Raw genomic sequence first — 17,770 nt, forward strand, 5'->3', positions numbered from 1 at the left:
CTCCTGCTACTCCTGCTTCTTCCTCCGCGTCCCGAACACGATCTCGTCCCAGCTCGGTACCGCGGCGCGGCGGCCCGGGCGGACGCCGTCCGCTTCGGCCTGGCGGTCCGTGGCGCCGATGAGGCGGTCGCGGTGGCTGCCGACGGATCGGGGCATCAGGACGTCCGCGTAGGCGGAACCGGCCGAGGCGGCGGGGGCGGGAGGTTCCTCCGCGTCCGGCTCGGTGGGGGGTTCCTCCACCTCGGGCTCCGGCGGGCGCTCCGGCACCACCATGTCGCCGCGGAAGCTGGGCACCGCCTCCAGCAGGCTGGTGAGCGAGTCCCGTTCCTCCGTGGTCTCCTCGACCGGCTCGGAGGCCTGAGCCGGCAGGCTCGGGCGCTCTGTGCGTTCGAGGGCACGGTCCATCGACCGCTCGCGCGGAAGCCGGGCGATACGCGGTACGAACGGGAAGCTGGGCTCGGGCGCGGCGAGGTCCTCGGACTCGCCGATGAGCGAGCGCGCCTCCTCGTCGACGGCCTGGACGAGCCGCCGGGGCGGGTCGTACGTCCAGCTCGCCGAGTGCGGTTCGCCCGCCACCAGGTAGACCAGCAGTACTTCCCAGGTGCCGTCGTCGCGGCGCCACGAGTCCCACTGCACGGTGTCCTTGTCGGCGCCGCGCAGCAGCAGCCGCTCCTGGACGGCCTCGCCGAGCTGCGGACCGGCGGCGTTCTCGCCGGGCCGGCGGACGGGAGTCTTGCGGGCCCGTTCGGCCATGAAGGCACGCTCGGCGAGCACGGGGCCCTCGAAGCGCCGTACGCGGTCGACGGGGATGCCGGCGAGTTGGGCGACCTCTTCCGCGGTCGCACCAGCGCGTATACGCGCCTGGATGTCTCGGGGGCGGAGATGGCTCTCCACCTCGATCTCGATCTGGCCGAGGCGCGGACGGTCGCCGCGCACGGCGGCGCGCAGGCGTTCGTCGATCGGAAGCGTGTACTCCGTTGCGTCGGCAGCCTTCAGCACCAGCCGTGTGCCGTCATTGGAGACGGCCACGACACGCAGTTCGGGCATGGGGACCTCCCGGGTGGTGCCTGCCGACGTCACGTGCGTCGCTGCTTCCGCTAGTCGAGTGTGGCCTGCCCGGGTGCAGCCTGCCACAACCTTGCCGAGTTGCCCGGCGTGTCGGGCACGGGCCCTGGATCGCCGTTATGGCACGGTTACCTATTCGCAACGCTAAGTGACCAACTCCGTCACCCTGTGCAACTAGCCCCCTCCCGGCGGTCCTTGAAGGCCACGGACGCCCAGGCGGGAGACCGGACCCAGGGCTCGCAACAGTACTCCATTTGGGCCACGTGCGTGGATTGGCACGCCGCCCAACTTCTGGCAAGAAGTGTGACTCGGCCGCCCGTTGGGCGATTCGCGGATCTTGAACGTGGCGTACTTCACGCAAACATCGGAAACGGAACTATTGCTTTCAGCCGTACGCCGCCCAGCAGCGAAGTCCGTTGCCCGAAACGGGTCGAACCGGTCGGGTGCTACGCCCCCAATACCCGCCGCAAGTAGTCGTTCTGGAATCGGCGGTCGGGGTCCAGCCGGTCCCGCAGGGCCGTGAACTCGCCGAAGCGCGGGTATACCTGAGCGAAGTACTCGGCGTCCCGCGTATGCACCTTGCCCCAGTGCGGACGTCCCTCGTGCGCCGTGAAGATGCGCTCGGCGGCGGTGAAGTACCGCTGGTACGGCGCGCCCTTGACCATGTGGACGGCGATGTACGCACTGTCACGGCCCGAGGCGGTGGACAGCGTGATGTCGTCGGCCGGCGCGGTACGCACCTCGACCGGGAAGCTGACCCTGAGGCCGGAGCGCTCGACCATGGCCTTCAGTTCGAGCAGCGTCTCGACGACTGCCTCGCGCGGGACGGCGTACTCCATCTCCACGAAGCGCACCCGGCGCGGCGATGTGAAGACCTTGTACGGGATGTCGGTGTAGGTCCGCGCGGACAACGCCTTGCTGGAGACCCGGGCGATCGTCGGAATGGTGGCGGGCGCCGCGCGGCCGACCCACTGGGCCACCTGGAACACGCCGTTGGAGAGGAACTCGTCCTCGAACAGGCCCCGGAGTTGGGGTACCGGCTTCTCGGGGCCCGCACTGCGGTTGTTGCGCTTGGTGTTGGTGCTGCCGGTGTGGGGGAACCAGTAGAACTCGAAGTGTTCGTTCTCGGCCCACAGTTCGTCGAAGTCCGACAGGACCTTGTCGAGCGGCATCGGCTCCTCGCGCGCGGCGAGCAGGAAGACGGGCTCCACGGCGAAGGTGATCGCGGTGACGACGCCCAGCGCGCCGAGGCCTGTCCGGGCGGCCGCGAAGACCTCGGGGTTCTCCTTCTCGGAGCAGGTGAGCACCGAACCGTCGGCCGTGACCAGTTCCAGGGCCTTGATCTGGGCGGCGATCGAGCCCGACTCGCGGCCCGTGCCATGGGTGCCGGTGCTGGTGGCGCCGGAGACGGTCTGCTCCATGATGTCGCCCATGTTGGTGAGCGAGAGCCCCTCGCGCGCGAGGGCCGTGTTGAGCCTCTTGAGCGGGGTGCCGGCCTCGACCGTGACCGTCATGGCCTCCCGGTCGATGTCGCGGATGCCGGTGAGCAGCTGAGGGCGGATCAGCACGCCGTCGGTGGTGGCGATCGACGTGAAGGAGTGCCCGCTGCCGACCGCCTTCACCTTCAGGCCGTCCTCGCCGGCCCGGCGTATCGCCTCCGCCAACTCCTCGACGGAGGCGGGAGTGACCTCTCGCGCGGGGCGGGCGGCGACCGTGCCGCCCCAGTTACGCCACGTGCCGTTCCTGCCGCTCGCTGTGCTGCTCAACGGTGCCTCCCCGACGCGGAGCCGGCTTGCTGAGCCGGCGGTACCCCAGAAAACCGACCACGACCGCGACGGCCCCGGACACCGCCGGAACCCCGTACCCGGCACCCGCACCGGCGGCGTCGATCACCCAGCCGGCCGCGGAGGAGCCGAGCGCGACCCCGACCGCGAGCCCGGTGCTCACCCAGGTCATGCCCTCGGTCAGTTGCGCGCGTGGTACGTGCTCTTCGATCAGGGACATGGTCGTGATCATCGTGGGAGCGACGGCCATGCCCGAGACGAACAGCGCCACGGCCAGAAACGGCAAGTTTCCGACCAGTAGGAGGGGGATCATACTCACGGCCATCGCGCATATGCCCAGCAGCCAACGACGTTCGGGCGCCCCCTTGAAGCGCAGCAGCCCGAACACGGCGCCCGCGGCGCAGGAGCCGGCCGCGTACAGGGCGAGCACGATGCTCGCGGCGCCCTTGTGGCCCTGCTCCTCGGCGAAGGCCACGGTGACCACGTCGACGGACCCGAAGATCGCGCCGGTCGCCACAAACGTGGCCACCAGGACCTGCAGCCCGAGCGAGCGCAGAGCCGAGCCGTCGTCGTTGTGCTCGCGCGGGTGCGGCGCGGGCTCGGTGGCCCGCTGTGCGGTCAGCCAGAAGACGCCGACCGCCAGGAAGCAGCCCGCGAGCAGCGGCCCGGCCTCCGGGAACCACGCCGTGGACAGACCGATGGAGATGATCGGCCCGAAGATGAAGCAGACCTCGTCGATCACGGACTCGAAGGAGTACGCGGTGTGCAACTGAGGCGTCCCGCGGTATATGGCGGCCCAGCGGGCACGGGTCATCGCCCCGATGCTCGGCACGCAGCCGATGCCGACGCACGCCACGAACAGCACCCAGTCCGGCCACTCGTAGTGCGCGGCGAACAGCAGCAGGGCGGCCGCTACGAGCGCGATCAGCGTCGCGGGACGCAGCACGCGCCGCTGCCCGTACCGGTCGACCAGTCGCGAGACCTGCGGGCCCGCCACCGCGGCGGCGAGCGCGATGGTGGCCGACAGCGCGCCGGCGAGGCCGTACCGCCCGGTCAGCTGGGACACCATGGTCACGACGCCGATGCCCATCATCGACAGCGGCATCCGGCCGAGGAACCCCGCGGCGGAGAAGCCCTTGGAGCCGGGGGCGGCGAACAGGGCGCGGTAGGGGCTCGGCACGGGGGTCTCCGTCAGGCAGGAGCAGCGGGGCTGCAGTGGCTCGGGGTGGTGCAGGCAGGCGTGCGGGCGCACGGCAGGGCTCGAAGGCGCCCCGTACGGCATGTGGATGGCCGATACAGCTTACGAGTTAGGTGACCCTAACGCACCCGTCCGGGCGCACGGGGAACCCGGGTGGTCACCCCGCCGTTTCCAGGCTGTCAGTACCGGATGACAGGATCGATCCATGCCAGACGCGCGCGATGCCACCCCCTACGACGCCTTGCTCCTGCTCTCGTTCGGCGGCCCCGAGGGCCCGGACGACGTGATCCCGTTCCTGGAGAACGTCACCCGCGGGCGAGGCATCCCCACCGAACGCCTGAAGGAAGTCGGCGAGCACTACTTCCAGTTCGGCGGCGTCAGCCCCATCAACGACCAGAACCGCGCTCTGCTGGACGCCCTGCGCAAGGACTTCGCCGAGCACGGTCTGGATCTGCCGATCCACTGGGGCAACCGCAACTGGGCGCCGTACCTGATGGACACGCTGCGCGAGATGGTCGCCGACGGCCGCCGCCGCATCCTCGTCCTCGCCACCAGCGCCTACGCGTCCTACTCGGGCTGCCGGCAGTATCGCGAGAACCTCGCGGACTCGCTCGCGGCCCTTGAGGCCGAGGGCCTGGAGCTGCCGAAGATCGACAAGCTCCGGCACTACTTCAACCACCCCGGGTTCCTGGAGCCGATGATCGACGGCGTGCTCGACTCCCTCGCCGACCTCCCCGAGGACGTCCGGGACGGCGCCCACATCGCGTTCTCCACCCACTCGATCCCGACCGCGGCCGCCGACAGCTCCGGCCCCGTCGAGGACCACGGCGAGGGCGGGGCGTACGTCGAGCAGCACCTGGACGTCGCGCAGCTGATCGTCGACGCCGTGCGCGAGCGCACCGGCGTCGACCACCCCTGGCGGCTCGTCTACCAGTCCCGCTCCGGCGCCCCGCACATCCCGTGGCTGGAGCCCGACATCTGCGACCACCTCGAGGAGCGGCACGCCGCCGGTGTCCCGGCCGTCGTGATCGCCCCCATCGGCTTCGTCTCCGACCACATGGAGGTCCTCTACGACCTCGACACGGAGGCCAAGGCCAAGGCCGAGGAGCTGGGCCTGCCGATGCGCCGCTCGGCCACCGTCGGCGACGATCCGCGGTTCGCCGCCGCGATCCGCGACCTCGTCCTGGAGCGCGCCGCCGTGGAGCGAGCGGAGGACGTCACGCCCTGCGCTCTCGGCGCCCTCGGCGCGAGTCACAACCTCTGCCCGGTGGGCTGCTGCCCGTCCCGCGCACCCAGGCCCGCCGCGGCGGGCGCCGACAGCCCCTACGCATGAGGAGCCCCGTGACCGACGCCCTGCACACGGAACTGCTCACCCTCGCTCAGGAGGCCGCCCGCCGCGCGGGAGAGCTGCTGCGCGACGGCCGCCCGGCCGACCTCGCCGTCGCGGCGACCAAGTCGAGCCCGATCGACGTGGTCACCGAGATGGACATCGCGGCCGAGAAGCTGATCACGGGCCTGATCTCCGAGCAGCGCCCGGACGACGGCTTCCTCGGTGAGGAGGGCGCCTCCACCGAGGGCACGAGCGGCGTCCGCTGGGTGATCGACCCCCTGGACGGCACCGTCAACTACCTCTACGGACTGCCGACTTGGTCCGTCTCCATCGCCGCCGAGCAGGACGGAGAGGCGGTCGCCGGCGTCGTGGCGGCCCCGATGCGGGGCGAGGTGTACCACGCGGTCCGCGGCGGCGGCGCGTGGGCCACGGGCGCCTGGGACGGTGAGCGCAGGCTCACCTGCCGTGCCACGGCCCCTCTCGCCCAGTCGCTGGTCTCGACGGGCTTCAACTACGTCACCGAGGTGCGCACCCACCAGGCCTACGTCGCCCAGCGGCTGATCCCCCTCCTGCGCGACATCCGCCGCGGCGGCTCGGCCGCGATCGACCTGTGCGACCTCGCCGCCGGCCGACTCGACGGCTACTACGAGCGGGGCCTCAACGCCTGGGACCTCGCGGCCGGGGACCTGATCGCCCGTGAGGCGGGCGCGCTGACGGGTGGGCGCCCGGGAGAGCGCCCCTCACGTGACCTGGCGGTCGCAGCGACACCGGGGGTCTTCGAGCCCCTCCAGCAACTCCTGGAGGACTTGGGCGCCTGGCACGACTGACGGCACGGCACCAGCAAAGAGCAGGGCCCCCGGCGCTGGATTCGCCGGGGGCCCTGTGGTGCTCATGAACCGGTCAGACGCTCGTCGCGCCGACTTCCACGCCATGCTCGGCGGCGAGGCGGCGCAGGTCGTCGAGCTCGCCCTGCTCCACCTCGACGAGGAAGTCGTCGCCCTCGTCGAGAGCCCGCGTAAGGTCGGACTCGGTCGCCCTTATGCGCTGCAGAAGTCCTGCGGTGAATGCGTCCATGCTGCGCCCCCTCGTCCTGGGTCGGTGGGTCGGTGGCACGGGGGTGTGCCGATCGGAAGGGACGATCACGTCTCCGGTGGATGCCCAGCGCTGCCCAAGCCGGGCGGCGACGGTGCCGGACACCCACATCCACTCTGCGGGAAGCGGATCGCCTCGTACCGCATGGTGGTGCGGCACAAGCAGAGCGTGATCGCGGGGTGTAAAGCCGTCCTCCCCCCGCTTTCTTCCGCGGAAACCTCAACCGGAAGAGAAAATCTCGCATCCCCGGGCTTCACACCTGTCCTTCATGGCCCACTCACCCGTCTTACCGCCGACTTATGGCCGAAAAGGGCAGGATGGAGGCCAAGACACCCGACGAAGACCCCTGCCCGCGCGCGATGACACGCGCTACGCGGGTGGACACAGGAAGGACAAGCGACGTGCGCGTACTCGTCGTCGAGGACGAGCAACTGCTCGCCGATGCGGTGGCCACCGGACTGCGCCGGGAGGCCATGGCCGTCGACGTCGTGTACGACGGTGCGGCCGCCCTGGAGCGCATCGGCGTCAACGACTACGACGTGGTCGTCCTCGACCGCGACCTCCCCCTCGTGCACGGCGACGACGTCTGCCGCAAGATCGTCGAACTCGGCATGCCCACACGCGTGCTGATGCTCACGGCGTCGGGCGACGTCAGCGACCGTGTCGAGGGGCTGGAGATCGGCGCCGACGACTATCTGCCGAAGCCCTTCGCGTTCAGCGAGCTGACGGCACGCGTGCGTGCCCTCGGCCGCCGTACGAGCGTGCCGCTGCCGCCCGTCCTGGAGCGCGCCGGCATCAAGCTCGACCCCAACCGCCGCGAGGTCTTCCGCGACGGCAAGGAGGTGCAGCTGGCGCCGAAGGAGTTCGCCGTCCTGGAGGTGCTGATGCGCAGCGAGGGCGCGGTCGTCTCGGCCGAACAGCTGCTGGAGAAGGCCTGGGACGAGAACACCGACCCGTTCACCAACGTGGTCCGGGTGACCGTCATGACGCTGCGCCGCAAGCTGGGAGAGCCGCCGGTGATCGTCACCGTCCCCGGTTCCGGCTACCGGATCTGATACCCATGGCCACGACACCCGCGCCTCCGCAGGCGCCCCCGAAACCCACCTGGGCACCCCGCAGGGCGGAGACCGCCTTCCCATGGCTGCGCCCGACCATCCGCATACGGCTCACGCTGCTGTACGGCGGCATGTTCCTGATCGCCGGCATCCTGCTGCTGTCGATCATCTATCTGCTGGCCGCACAGGCCATCAGCACGGGCAACCAGCCGCCGTTCAAGATCCTGAGCGCCAGTAACGAGATCAAGGTCGCCAGCGCCGACTGCCCGGCGGTCAACAACGCCACGGGCCTGACGCTCAACGAGTTCAACTCCGCGATCAGCGAGTGCATCGACCAAAAGCGTCACATCGCCCTGGACAACCTCCTCAGCCGCTCCCTGCTGGCCCTGCTCGGCCTCGCGGTCATCGCCTTCGCCTTCGGCTACGCCATGGCCGGCCGTGTCCTGTCGCCGCTGGGCCGGATCACCCGGACCGCGCGCGCGGTGGCGGGCTCGGACCTGTCCCGTCGTATCGAGCTGGACGGCCCGGACGACGAGCTGAAGGAGCTGGCCGACACCTTCGACGAGATGCTGGAGCGACTGCAGCGCGCCTTCACCGCCCAGCAGCGGTTCGTGGGCAATGCCTCGCACGAGTTGCGCACCCCGCTCGCGATCAACCGCACGCTCCTCGAGGTGCACCTGTCGGACCCGGGCGCGCCGGTCGAGCTCCAGCAGCTCGGCAAGACGCTGCTGGCCACCAACGAGCGCAGCGAGCAGCTTGTCGAGGGCCTGCTGCTGCTCGCCCGCAGCGACAACCAGATCGTCGAGCGCAAACCGGTGGACCTCGCGGAGGTGGCCGAGCAGGCCGTCGACCAGGTGCACGCGGAGGCGCAGGCCAAGGGCGTGGAGATCCGCGGCGAGCAGAAGCCCGCCGTTGTCCAGGGCAACGGCGTGCTGCTGGAGCGGATCGCCCTGAACCTGGTGCAGAACGCCGTTCGGTACAACATCCCGGAGGGCGGCTGGGTCGAGGTCACCACCGAGGTCCAGCACGGGCAGGCGGTCCTGGTCGTCTCCAACACCGGGCCCGTGGTGCCGGCGTACGAGATCGACAACCTCTTCGAGCCGTTCCGGCGGCTGCGTACGGAGCGCACGGGCAGCGACAAGGGCGTGGGCCTGGGACTGTCCATCGTGCGGTCCGTGGCGAGGGCTCACGGCGGCCACATCTATGCGCAGCCGCGCGAGGGCGGAGGTCTCGTGATGCGAGTGACCCTTCCGGTCTGAGAGCATGTGCGCCGACACCCGGCGGGTATTCGGGGATGTTCGCTTTGCGCGGAATTTTCTGGGCACCCGGTCGGCTGTTCCGTGTGTGATCGATCACAAGGGCGGTTTTCCGGCCATCTACTCTCCGTGATCATGTGCCTTGTCGGAAAGCCGGGAAAATCCGGGTTTTCAGGGGTCTTGATCACGGGAAGTACACGGTGAGACGCCTTTGAACTGCGGCATTGGGACCGTGTACGGTCCCGTTCGCCATCCAAGCCGATCACTCTTGAGGAGTCCGGTTGGGTGTCGATTGAGTAACAGACCTTGATGTGAGGCAAAATCTCCGCCTCGGGTCGGGCACAAGTCCGGCCTCTCACGCGTTACGTGCGCTGGAGACACCGCAGACACCCAGAGGGGGAGAGCGACATGGCAACGGATTACGACACCCCACGCAAGACCGACGACGACGTCGACTCGGACAGCCTTGAAGAGCTGAAGGCCAGGCGGAACGACAAGTCGACGTCCGCAGTGGACGTCGACGAGTTCGAGGCTGCCGAAGGCCTGGAGCTGCCCGGCGCGGACCTCTCGAATGAGGAGCTGGCCGTCCGGGTGCTGCCCAAGCAGCAGGACGAGTTCACCTGCATGAGCTGCTTCCTGGTGCACCACCGCAGCCAGCTGGCCCGGGAGAAGAACGGCCAGCCGATCTGCCGCGACTGCGACTGAGGTCGGGTCGGGCATGACTGGCTCGACCCCTCCTTGGAAGCGCCGCTTCCCCGCGCGGGGAGCGGACCAGGAGCCGTCCGACGGCTCGTACGGCGCGCGTGAAGGCGAGCGGGGCTCATCCGACAAGGGAGCCTCGCTCGAACCGATGTCCGGGCCTGACCTCCCGGCATCGGTGGAGGTTCCCGCGCCCGTCGCGAAGCGGCGGGTCGCGGCGTTCCGGGAAAGGGCCAGGGAAGGGGTCCGTAAGGGCGGCAGCCGCGCCAGGGCGGGCCTGGCGTACCTCGCCGACCGGATCATCGAGAACGCCCCGCGGATCCCCGTACGGGACCTCGCGACCCTCCGTCGGCACTTCCCGGGTCTCGGGCCCGAGCAACTCGCGAACAAACTCGTGGCGGGCGCCGCGAACGCGACCTCCACGGTCGGCGCGGGAGTGGGCGCGGCGGCGATGCTGCCGGTGCCGCCCGCGATGCCGACGGAACTGGCCGCCGAGGTCACCGGCGTGGCCGCGATCGAGCTGAAGATGATCGCCGAGCTGCACGAGGTGTACGGCGTACGCCCGCCCGGCAATCTCAAGGACCGCAGCACCGCGTATCTGTCCTCGTGGTCCGAGGAGCGCGGCATCGACCCGATGAAGCCTGCGACGATCAACGCCGCTCTCGGCGGGCAGATGAAGCGCGAGCTGCGTCAGCAGATCATGAAGCGCATGGTGCGCAACCTGCCGAACCTGATGCCCTTCATGGTGGGCGCCGCCGTCGGCGCGGTCATGAACCGCCGGGACACCAAGAAACTCGCGGCCCGCATTCGGGCCGACCTTCGCAAGGTCCAGGTCCCGTGGGACGAGCTGCCGGAACTGCCGGCCCTGGAGCGCCCCGCGCACCCGCTCGAGATGGGCGACATCATGCGTGAAGCCCGGGGCAAGGAACTCGGAGACGGCTGAGAACCGGCAGGCGGCACGCCCGCGAGAGGCCGTTCGGAATGCCGCGGCCAAACTTTTACGACGGCGAGAGCAAGCCTTGACCAGGGCCGGTGACGGCCCGTTCTGGTGTGCTAGGCCGAGACCTTCGCAGCCTTGATCGCCTCCGCAAGCCGCTCCGGCTCACGGGTCGACAGGTAGAGGTACGGCGTCGGGTCCTCGGGGTCGGTGACCTCGACGCGAAGGGCCGTGGGGATGTAGGCGCGCAGCAGCAGGAAGGCCCGGGTGTCGGCCTTGTGGGTGCGCCAGGCACGGGCCTCCTCGGGGTCCAGCACATGTGCCTCCCCCAGCGCCCGCACCGGAACCTTCGCCTCACCGGCGATCAGCGCGTCGCCCACCACGCGGATGCGGACCGAGCCGTACGAACTGGCCATGACGGCCGCCGCGGCGGTGCCGCCGGCCAGGCCGACGAGCATGGGCAGCGTGCCGAACGGCAGCAGGATCAGGGCCAGGGAGAGCCCGACCAGGCACGAGACCAGCCACCAGGAGCGGGGCGCGGTGAGGCGTTCTTCGTACGGGGCGGCGGAGGGCTGCATGGAGCCAAGCTTGGCACGGTGTCCGGATGCAGCCGACGCGCGGGTAAGGTCTGCGGCTGTGAGTGGCATTTCCCCGTCTCTTAAGCCTCCGGCCGACGCCGTGAAACCGGTGCGGCATGCCGAGGCTCCCGCGCCCGGCGAGCTGCTTGGTGCGCACTACGGCGAGTGTTTCGGCTGCGGCGGCGAGCAGCCCCACGGGCTGCACCTGGAGGCACGGGCGGGTGACGGCGTCAGCATCACGGCCGAGTTCACCGTGCAGCCCGCCCATCAGGGCGCGCCCGGACTGGCGCACGGCGGTGTCCTCGCGACCGCCCTCGACGAGACCCTCGGTTCGCTGAACTGGCTGCTGCGGACGATCGCCGTGACCGGACGGCTGGAGACCGACTTCGTACGGCCGGTTCCGGTGGGCACGGTCCTGTACCTGGAGGCCGAGGTGACGGCGGTGGCGGGCCGCAAGATCTACTCCACCGCCACCGGTCGGATCGGCGGCCCCGAAGGACCCGTCGCCGTCCGCGCCGACGCCCTCTTCATCGAGGTGAAGGTCGACCACTTCATCGACAACGGCCGCCCGGAGGAGATCCGGGCCGCCATGAGCGACCCGGACCAGGTCCGGCGTGCCCGTGCCTTCGAGGTGAACCCGTGAGCCGTGAACCCCTGAACGTGCTGATCCGCCGGGTCGACCCGGACGTACCGCTTCCGACGTACGCGCTTCCCGGTGACGCGGGAGCCGATCTGCGCACCACCGAGAGCCGTGAACTCAAGCCTGGGGAACGGGCCGTACTGCCCACCGGGGTGTCTGTCGCACTCCCGGAGGGGTACGCGGCCTTCGTGCACCCGCGTTCCGGTCTCGCCGCCCGCTGCGGTGTCGCCCTCGTGAATGCCCCGGGGACGGTTGATGCCGGGTACCGTGGGGAGATCAAGGTGATCGTGGTGAATCTCGACCCGCACGAGCCCGTGCGGTTCGAGCGCTTCGACCGGATTGCCCAACTGGTTGTCCAGCAGGTCGAGAGGGTTCGCTTCCAGGAGGTCGCGGAGCTTCCCGATTCGGCACGGGCCGAGGGGGGCTTCGGGTCCACCGGCGGGCATGCCGCGGTGGGCGAAACAAGCGATACAAGCGGTCAGGCCGCCGATGGCGGCGCTACGGGTGGGAATCGATACGCTTCGGTCGTATCCGACCGGGAAGGACAGTGACGTGTTCGGACGTCGCAACAAGAAGGGTGCCGCCGAGGACGCGGCGGGCGAGCCCGAGCAGGTCGTCGACATCGACACTGAGGCGGACGACGACGGTACGCGCGAGCGCGTACGGCTGGAGCCGGAACCGCGGCCCGACGGGCCCTGGGACAGCTCCGAGGTCCGTGAGCCCGGCGAGGGCCGGGTGGACCTGGGCGGCCTGTTGGTGCCGGGCGTCGACGGCATGGAACTGCGCGTGGAGGTCGCGGGTGACGCGATCGTCGCGGCCACCGTCGTGCTGCGCGACAGCGCCATTCAGTTGCAGGCCTTCGCCGCGCCCAAGCGCGAGGGCATCTGGGGCGAGGTGCGCGAGGAGATCGGCTCGGGCATCACTCAGCAGGGTGGCATCATCGACGAGGTCGAGGGGCCGCTCGGCTGGGAGCTGCGGGCCCAGGTACCGGTTCAGCTGCCGGACGGCACGGGCGGTTTCCAGGTCGTGCGGTTCGTCGGTGTGGACGGACCCCGCTGGTTCCTGCGCGGTGTGATCTCGGGTCAGGGTGCCGTGCAGCCGCAGGCGGCCGGTCTGCTCGAGCAGATCTTCCGGGACACGGTCGTGGTGCGCGGCGAAGGCCCGATGGCCCCCCGTGACCCGATCGTCCTGCAGCTGCCGACCGACGCCCAGATGGTCCCCGAGGGCGTGCAGCAGGAGGAGGCCGGTTCGCGCTTCTCCGGCGGCATGGGCCAGCTCCAGCGCGGACCGGAGATCACCGAGGTTCGCTGAGACTCGTAGAGACATCAGGGCCGTACCCCTCAGGGGTGCGGCCCTTTCTCGTGCGTGAACTCTTGACGGTGCATTGGTCTGTACCTACCGTCTCGGCCCAACGCGCCGTTCATAAAGGCGCTTTACGTTCACATACGAGAACGGAAGGCCCCCCACGCATGCGCAGAACCGCACTCCTCACGGCCGCGGCCGCCCTCGTCGCCGGTGTTCTCGCCTGGCCCGCCGACGCCGCTCCCACCACCTTCGTGCACCCCGGAGTCACCGTCTCCAAGGGGCAGTTGGAGTTCACGCGCTCCAAGGTCAACGCCGGCGCCCAGCCCTGGAAGGGCGCCTTCGACCGGATGATGGCGAGCAAGTACGCCGATCTGAACCGCACTCCCAAGCCCCGCGCGGTCGTCGAGTGCGGTTCGTACTCGAACCCCAACTACGGCTGCACCGATGAGCGCGAGGACGCGATAGCCGCCTACACCCAGGCCCTCGCCTGGTACATCACCCGCGACGAGCGGCACGCGAAGAAGGCCATCGAGCTGATGGACGCCTGGTCGGCCACCATCAGGGACCACACCAACAGCAACGCGCCCCTGCAGACGGGCTGGGCCGGCTCGTCCTGGCCCAAGGCCGCCGAGATCATCAAGCACACGTACACCGGGAACTGGGCGAACTCCGGCCGGTTCGCCACCATGCTCCGCAACGTGTACCTGCCCGAGATCATCAACGGCTCCAACTCCAACGGCAACTGGGAGCTGTCGATGATGGAGGCCGCCGTCGGCATCTCCGTCTTCCTGGAGGACAAGGCGTCGTACGACAAGGCCATGGGGAAGTTCCGCACCCGCACCGCCGCGTATGTGTACCTGTCCTCGGACGGCGATCTGCCGAAGACCGTGCCGAGCCAGAACCTCAACACGCGCGAGAAGATCGTCAACTACTGGCAGGGGCAGTCCACCTTCGTCACCGGCCTCACCCAGGAGACCTGCCGCGACTTCACGCACACCGGCTACGGCATCTCCGCGATCTCGCACGTCGCGGAGACCAGCCGGATCCAGGGGCAGGACCTGTACGGCACCGACGTCGGCGAGCGGCTGCGGCACGCGCTCGGGTTCCAAGCCAAGTACGAGCTCGGTGAAGGCGTGCCCAGCTGGCTGTGCCGCGGCTCGCTGAAGCTCGGGCTCGGCCCGGTCACCGAGGTCGGGCACAACGCCCTGGCCAACCGTCTCGGGCATGCCATGACCAACACCGAGACGCTGAACACGCGCAACCGCCCGTCCGGCAGTAACAACCTCTTCGTGGCCTGGGAGACCCTCACGCACGCCGACAACCCCAGCTGAGTCCCCACGACGCACCTGGCGGGAGCGTCAGAGTTGCGTCAAAGACGCTCCCGCCGCCGCACCCGGCCCCATTTGTCGCGAATATTGGCCGTAAGGTCGACGCTGCGTAGGCAGCAGTGGCCGGAACACAATGAGGAACATGGGACGCGGCAGGCTTCGGATCTATCTCGGTGCGGCACCGGGCGTCGGCAAGACGTACGCGATGCTGTCCGAGGCGCACCGGCGCGTGGAGCGGGGGACCGACTGCGTGGTCGCGTTCGTGGAACACCACGACCGGCCGCGCACCGAGGTGATGCTGCACGGCCTGGAGCAGATACGGCGCAAGGAACTGGAGTACCGGGGTTCGTCCTTCACGGAGATGGACGTGGACGCCGTCCTCGCCCGCAGGCCCCAGGTGGCGCTCGTCGACGAGCTGGCCCACACCAACATTCCGGGCTCGCGCAACGGCAAGCGCTGGCAGGACGTGGAGGAGCTGCTCGCCGCCGGTATCGACGTGATATCGACCGTCAACATCCAGCACCTGGAGTCTCTCGGTGACGTCGTCGAGTCGATCACGGGCGTACGGCAGCAGGAGACGGTGCCGGACGAGGTGGTGCGCAGGGCCGACCAGATCGAGCTGGTCGACATGTCGCCACAGGCACTTCGGCGACGGATGGCGCACGGCAACATCTACCAGCCGGACAAGGTCGACGCGGCCCTGTCCAACTACTTCCGGCCGGGAAACCTGACCGCACTGCGGGAGCTGGCGTTGCTCTGGGTGGCCGACCGCGTCGACGAGTATCTGAAGCAGTACCGCAGTGATCACCGGGTGTCGAAGATCTGGGGTTCGCGGGAACGGATCGTCGTGGGCCTGACCGGCGGTCCGGAAGGGCGGACGCTGATCCGCCGGGCGGCCCGGCTCGCGGAGAAGGGCGCCGGCGGCGAGGTGCTCGCCGTCTACATCGCCCGCAGTGACGGCCTGACCTCCGCCTCGCCCAAGGAGCTGGCCGTCCAGCGCACCCTCGTCGAGGACCTCGGCGGCACCTTCCACCATGTCGTCGGGGACGACATCCCGGCGGCCCTGCTGGCCTTCGCGCGCGGTGTGAACGCCACCCAGATCGTCCTCGGCTCCTCGCGCCGCAAGAGCTGGCAGTACGTGTTCGGACCTGGGGTGGGCGTGACGGTGGCCCGGGAGTCGGGCCCCGACCTCGACGTGCACATCGTGACGCACGAGGAGGTCGCCAAGGGGCGCGGGCTGCCCGTGGCCCGCGGGGCGCGCCTCGGCCGGGCGCGGATCATCTGGGGCTGGTTCACCGGCGTCGTCGGCCCGGTGCTGCTCACGCTGCTGCTGACCCACGTCGACGCCGACCTCGGTCTCGCCAACGACATGCTGCTGTTCCTGACCCTGACGGTGGGCGCCGCCCTGCTCGGCGGGCTCCTCCCGGCACTCGTGTCGGCGGCGGTCGGTTCACTGTTGCTGAACTGGTTCTTCACACCGCCCGCTCACACACTGACCATCGCCAACCCGAAGAACCTGCTCGCGCTCGTGATCTTCGTCTTCGTGGCGGTGTCCGTCGCCTCCGTGGTCGACCTCGCCGCCCGCCGCACGCACCAGGCGGCACGTCTGCGCGCCGAGTCGGAGATCCTCTCCTTCCTCGCGGGCAACGTGCTGCGCGGCGAGACCGGCTTGGAGGAGCTGCTGGAGCGGGTCCGCGAGACCTTCGGCATGGAGTCCGCGGCCCTGCTGGAGCGCGCGAGCGACGTCGATCCGTGGACGTGCGCGGGCCGGGTGGGCCTGGAACGGGCACTGCAGCGGCCCGAGGACGCGGACGTGGACGTGCCGGTCGGCGACCACATGGCACTCGCGCTGACCGGCCGGGTGCTGCCCGCCGAGGACCGCCGGGTGCTCGCCGCCTTCGCCGCTCAGGCCGCGGTCGTCCTGGACCGCCGCAGGCTCCAGGAGGAGGCCGACCAGGCCAAGGAGCTGGCCGAGGGCAACCGGATCCGCACGGCACTGCTCGCCGCCGTCAGCCACGACCTGCGTACGCCGCTCGCGGGCATCAAGGCGGCGGTCTCGTCGCTGCGGTCCGACGACGTGGCGTGGTCCGAGGAGGACGAGGCCGAGCTCCTGGAGGGCATCGAGGAGGGTGCCGACCGGCTCGACCACCTCGTGGGGAACCTCCTGGACATGTCCCGGCTGCAGACCGGCACGGTGACGCCGCTCATCCGCGAGATCGACCTCGACGAAGTGGTGCCGATGGCGCTCGGCGGGGTGCCGGAGGACAGCGTGGAGCTGGACATTCCGGAGACGCTGCCCATGGTTGCCGTGGACCCCGGGCTGCTGGAGCGGTCGGTGGCCAACCTGGTCGAGAACGCCGTCAAGTACAGCCCGGACGGCGGCCGGGTTCTCGTCGCCGCCAGCGCCCTCGCCGAACGGGTCGAGGTCCGGGTGGTCGACCGCGGTCCCGGCGTGCCCGACGAGGCGAAGGAACGCATCTTCGCGCCCTTCCAGCGTTACGGCGACGCCCCGCGCGGAGCCGGAGTGGGGCTGGGGCTCGCGGTCGCCCGCGGCTTCGCCGAGGCGATGGGCGGCACGCTCAACGCCGAGGACACGCCGGGCGGCGGGCTCACCATGGTGCTCACGCTGCGGGCGGCAGGATCGCGCGCGGCGCTTCACGAAGAGGGGGGCGTGCCAGTGGAGCGCCCCGTGGAACCCGAAAGGCAGACCACATGCTGAGCCCGACCGGGGGGACCCCCCAGGCCCCCACGAGGGTACTGGTGATCGACGACGAGCCGCAGATCGTGCGCGCCCTCGTGATCAACCTCAAGGCCCGCAAGTACGAGGTCGACGCGGCCCACGACGGGGCCACCGCCCTCGAACTCGCGGCCACCCGCCACCCCGACGTGGTCGTCCTCGACCTCGGTCTGCCCGACATGGACGGCGTCGAGGTGATCCGCGGGCTGCGCGGCTGGACCCGGGTGCCGATCCTGGTGCTGTCCGCCCGGCACTCCTCCGACGAGAAGGTCGAGGCGCTGGACGCGGGCGCCGACGACTACGTCACCAAGCCCTTCGGCATGGACGAGCTGCTCGCCCGGCTCCGTGCCGCCGTCCGCCGCGCCGAGCCGGTCGGGCCCGGCGAGGACGACGTGACCACGGTGGAGACCGAGGCGTTCACCGTCGACCTGGCCGCGAAGAAGGTCAACCGGGGCGGGAAGGACGTACGCCTCACCCCCACCGAGTGGCATCTGCTGGAGGTGCTCGTCCGCAACATGGGGCGGCTCGTCAGTCAGAAACAGCTGCTCCAGGAGGTGTGGGGGCCGTCGTACGGCACGGAGACGAACTACCTGCGGGTGTACATGGCCCAGCTGCGCAGGAAGCTGGAGGGCGATCCGTCGCACCCCAAGCACTTCATCACGGAGCCCGGGATGGGGTACCGGTTCGAGAAGTGAGCGGTGGGGCGGGCCGGCAGCGGCTGGTTCGGGCGTCGGCACCGGGGGTACGAGAGTGTCGGTGCACCCCG

The 17,770-nt window shown here is 70.1% G+C and carries 17 protein-coding genes; 12 read left to right on the forward strand and 5 right to left on the reverse strand.

Features of this window, described 5'->3' with window-relative positions; all coding sequences use genetic code 11:
• Positions 1–6: 6 nt before the first annotated feature.
• The 3 genes from sepH to ACZ7L5_RS00500 form a co-directional block, all read right to left on the reverse strand.
• Positions 7–1,047 (reverse strand): septation protein SepH, encoded by a 1,041-nt coding sequence (sepH, locus tag ACZ7L5_RS00490; protein WP_328878658.1) that lies wholly within the window; start codon positions 1,045–1,047, stop codon positions 7–9.
• Positions 1,048–1,511: 464 nt separating this feature from the next.
• The gene (locus tag ACZ7L5_RS00495; protein WP_471513140.1) at positions 1,512–2,831 is read right to left on the reverse strand and encodes a D-arabinono-1,4-lactone oxidase; all 1,320 of its coding nucleotides are present in this window, start codon (positions 2,829–2,831) and stop codon (positions 1,512–1,514) included.
• Positions 2,791–4,029 carry an MFS transporter gene (locus ACZ7L5_RS00500; protein ID WP_328878656.1) on the reverse strand — a complete coding sequence of 413 codons (1,239 nt, stop codon included), beginning with the start codon at positions 4,027–4,029 and terminating at the stop codon, positions 2,791–2,793. Before ACZ7L5_RS00500 ends, ACZ7L5_RS00495 begins: the two co-directional genes overlap by 41 nt.
• A gap of 223 nt (positions 4,030–4,252) precedes the next feature.
• Between ACZ7L5_RS00500 and ACZ7L5_RS00505 the strand changes: the two genes are divergently transcribed.
• Positions 4,253–5,380 carry a ferrochelatase gene (locus ACZ7L5_RS00505; RefSeq protein WP_471513142.1) on the forward strand — a complete coding sequence of 376 codons (1,128 nt, stop codon included), beginning with the start codon at positions 4,253–4,255 and terminating at the stop codon, positions 5,378–5,380.
• Between the two features lie 8 nt (positions 5,381–5,388).
• Entirely contained in the window at positions 5,389–6,204 is an 816-nt protein-coding gene (locus ACZ7L5_RS00510) for an inositol monophosphatase family protein (RefSeq protein ID WP_471513144.1), read from the forward strand.
• A 73-nt stretch (positions 6,205–6,277) separates the two neighbouring features.
• Here the strand turns inward: ACZ7L5_RS00510 and ACZ7L5_RS00515 are convergent, their stop codons facing one another.
• Complete coding sequence (locus ACZ7L5_RS00515; RefSeq protein WP_328878653.1) at positions 6,278–6,451, reverse strand: hypothetical protein; 174 nt, start codon at positions 6,449–6,451, stop codon at positions 6,278–6,280.
• A gap of 419 nt (positions 6,452–6,870) precedes the next feature.
• Here ACZ7L5_RS00515 and ACZ7L5_RS00520 point away from each other — a divergent pair, with 419 nt between their 5' ends.
• The 4 genes from ACZ7L5_RS00520 to ACZ7L5_RS00535 all read left to right on the forward strand — a co-directional run bounded on the left by ACZ7L5_RS00520 (position 6,871) and on the right by ACZ7L5_RS00535 (position 10,422).
• A complete protein-coding gene (locus tag ACZ7L5_RS00520; RefSeq protein WP_007385219.1) occupies positions 6,871–7,524 on the forward strand; it encodes a response regulator transcription factor in 654 nt (217 codons plus the stop codon).
• A 5-nt stretch (positions 7,525–7,529) separates the two neighbouring features.
• On the forward strand, positions 7,530–8,783 hold the full coding sequence (locus tag ACZ7L5_RS00525) for a sensor histidine kinase (protein WP_471513146.1): 1,254 nt from the start codon (positions 7,530–7,532) through the stop codon (positions 8,781–8,783).
• Between the two features lie 405 nt (positions 8,784–9,188).
• The gene (locus tag ACZ7L5_RS00530; RefSeq protein ID WP_005481602.1) at positions 9,189–9,485 is read left to right on the forward strand and encodes a DUF4193 domain-containing protein; all 297 of its coding nucleotides are present in this window, start codon (positions 9,189–9,191) and stop codon (positions 9,483–9,485) included.
• 13 nt (positions 9,486–9,498) lie between these two features.
• Positions 9,499–10,422, forward strand: a complete 924-nt coding sequence (locus ACZ7L5_RS00535) for a hypothetical protein (protein WP_363031823.1) — start codon at positions 9,499–9,501, stop codon at positions 10,420–10,422.
• Between the two features lie 110 nt (positions 10,423–10,532).
• On the opposite strand, the gene ACZ7L5_RS00540 is transcribed toward ACZ7L5_RS00535, so the two are convergent.
• Positions 10,533–10,994 (reverse strand): DUF3093 domain-containing protein, encoded by a 462-nt coding sequence (locus tag ACZ7L5_RS00540; RefSeq protein ID WP_471513148.1) that lies wholly within the window; start codon positions 10,992–10,994, stop codon positions 10,533–10,535.
• Between the two features lie 58 nt (positions 10,995–11,052).
• Here ACZ7L5_RS00540 and ACZ7L5_RS00545 point away from each other — a divergent pair, with 58 nt between their 5' ends.
• From ACZ7L5_RS00545 to ACZ7L5_RS00570, 6 genes are all read left to right on the forward strand, one after another.
• Positions 11,053–11,637, forward strand: coding sequence for a PaaI family thioesterase (locus tag ACZ7L5_RS00545; RefSeq protein WP_363031822.1), 585 nt, complete (start codon positions 11,053–11,055; stop codon positions 11,635–11,637).
• Positions 11,634–12,185: a dUTP diphosphatase gene (dut, locus tag ACZ7L5_RS00550; protein WP_328422480.1), complete on the forward strand. Its 552-nt coding sequence runs from the start codon at positions 11,634–11,636 to the stop codon at positions 12,183–12,185. Before ACZ7L5_RS00545 ends, dut begins: the two co-directional genes overlap by 4 nt.
• 1 nt (position 12,186) lies before the next feature.
• A complete protein-coding gene (locus ACZ7L5_RS00555; protein WP_328422478.1) occupies positions 12,187–12,945 on the forward strand; it encodes a DUF3710 domain-containing protein in 759 nt (252 codons plus the stop codon).
• Positions 12,946–13,103: 158 nt separating this feature from the next.
• Positions 13,104–14,270 carry an alginate lyase family protein gene (locus ACZ7L5_RS00560; RefSeq protein ID WP_471513151.1) on the forward strand — a complete coding sequence of 389 codons (1,167 nt, stop codon included), beginning with the start codon at positions 13,104–13,106 and terminating at the stop codon, positions 14,268–14,270.
• A 139-nt stretch (positions 14,271–14,409) separates the two neighbouring features.
• On the forward strand, positions 14,410–16,986 hold the full coding sequence (locus ACZ7L5_RS00565) for a sensor histidine kinase (RefSeq protein ID WP_471513153.1): 2,577 nt from the start codon (positions 14,410–14,412) through the stop codon (positions 16,984–16,986).
• A complete protein-coding gene (locus ACZ7L5_RS00570) occupies positions 16,980–17,699 on the forward strand; it encodes a response regulator (protein WP_365068190.1) in 720 nt (239 codons plus the stop codon). The genes ACZ7L5_RS00565 and ACZ7L5_RS00570 overlap by 7 nt, the downstream gene beginning before the upstream one ends.
• The last annotated feature ends 71 nt before the right edge of the window (positions 17,700–17,770 follow it).

This window comes from Streptomyces sp. NPDC107528, from assembly GCF_055639295.1.

What these genes read in the sequence shown, in the direction of transcription:
- ACZ7L5_RS00570 (WP_365068190.1), top strand. Translation starts at nt 16,980, where the DNA reads ATGCTGAGCCCGACCGGGGGGACCCCCCAGGCCCCCACGAGGGTACTG.
- ACZ7L5_RS00505 (WP_471513142.1), top strand. Translation starts at nt 4,253, where the DNA reads ATGCCAGACGCGCGCGATGCCACCCCCTACGACGCCTTGCTCCTGCTC.
- ACZ7L5_RS00565 (WP_471513153.1), top strand. Translation starts at nt 14,410, where the DNA reads ATGGGACGCGGCAGGCTTCGGATCTATCTCGGTGCGGCACCGGGCGTC.
- ACZ7L5_RS00540 (WP_471513148.1), bottom strand. Translation starts at nt 10,994, where the DNA reads ATGCAGCCCTCCGCCGCCCCGTACGAAGAACGCCTCACCGCGCCCCGC.
- sepH (WP_328878658.1), bottom strand. Translation starts at nt 1,047, where the DNA reads ATGCCCGAACTGCGTGTCGTGGCCGTCTCCAATGACGGCACACGGCTG.
- ACZ7L5_RS00560 (WP_471513151.1), top strand. Translation starts at nt 13,104, where the DNA reads ATGCGCAGAACCGCACTCCTCACGGCCGCGGCCGCCCTCGTCGCCGGT.
- ACZ7L5_RS00535 (WP_363031823.1), top strand. Translation starts at nt 9,499, where the DNA reads ATGACTGGCTCGACCCCTCCTTGGAAGCGCCGCTTCCCCGCGCGGGGA.
- ACZ7L5_RS00515 (WP_328878653.1), bottom strand. Translation starts at nt 6,451, where the DNA reads ATGGACGCATTCACCGCAGGACTTCTGCAGCGCATAAGGGCGACCGAG.
- ACZ7L5_RS00530 (WP_005481602.1), top strand. Translation starts at nt 9,189, where the DNA reads ATGGCAACGGATTACGACACCCCACGCAAGACCGACGACGACGTCGAC.
- ACZ7L5_RS00525 (WP_471513146.1), top strand. Translation starts at nt 7,530, where the DNA reads ATGGCCACGACACCCGCGCCTCCGCAGGCGCCCCCGAAACCCACCTGG.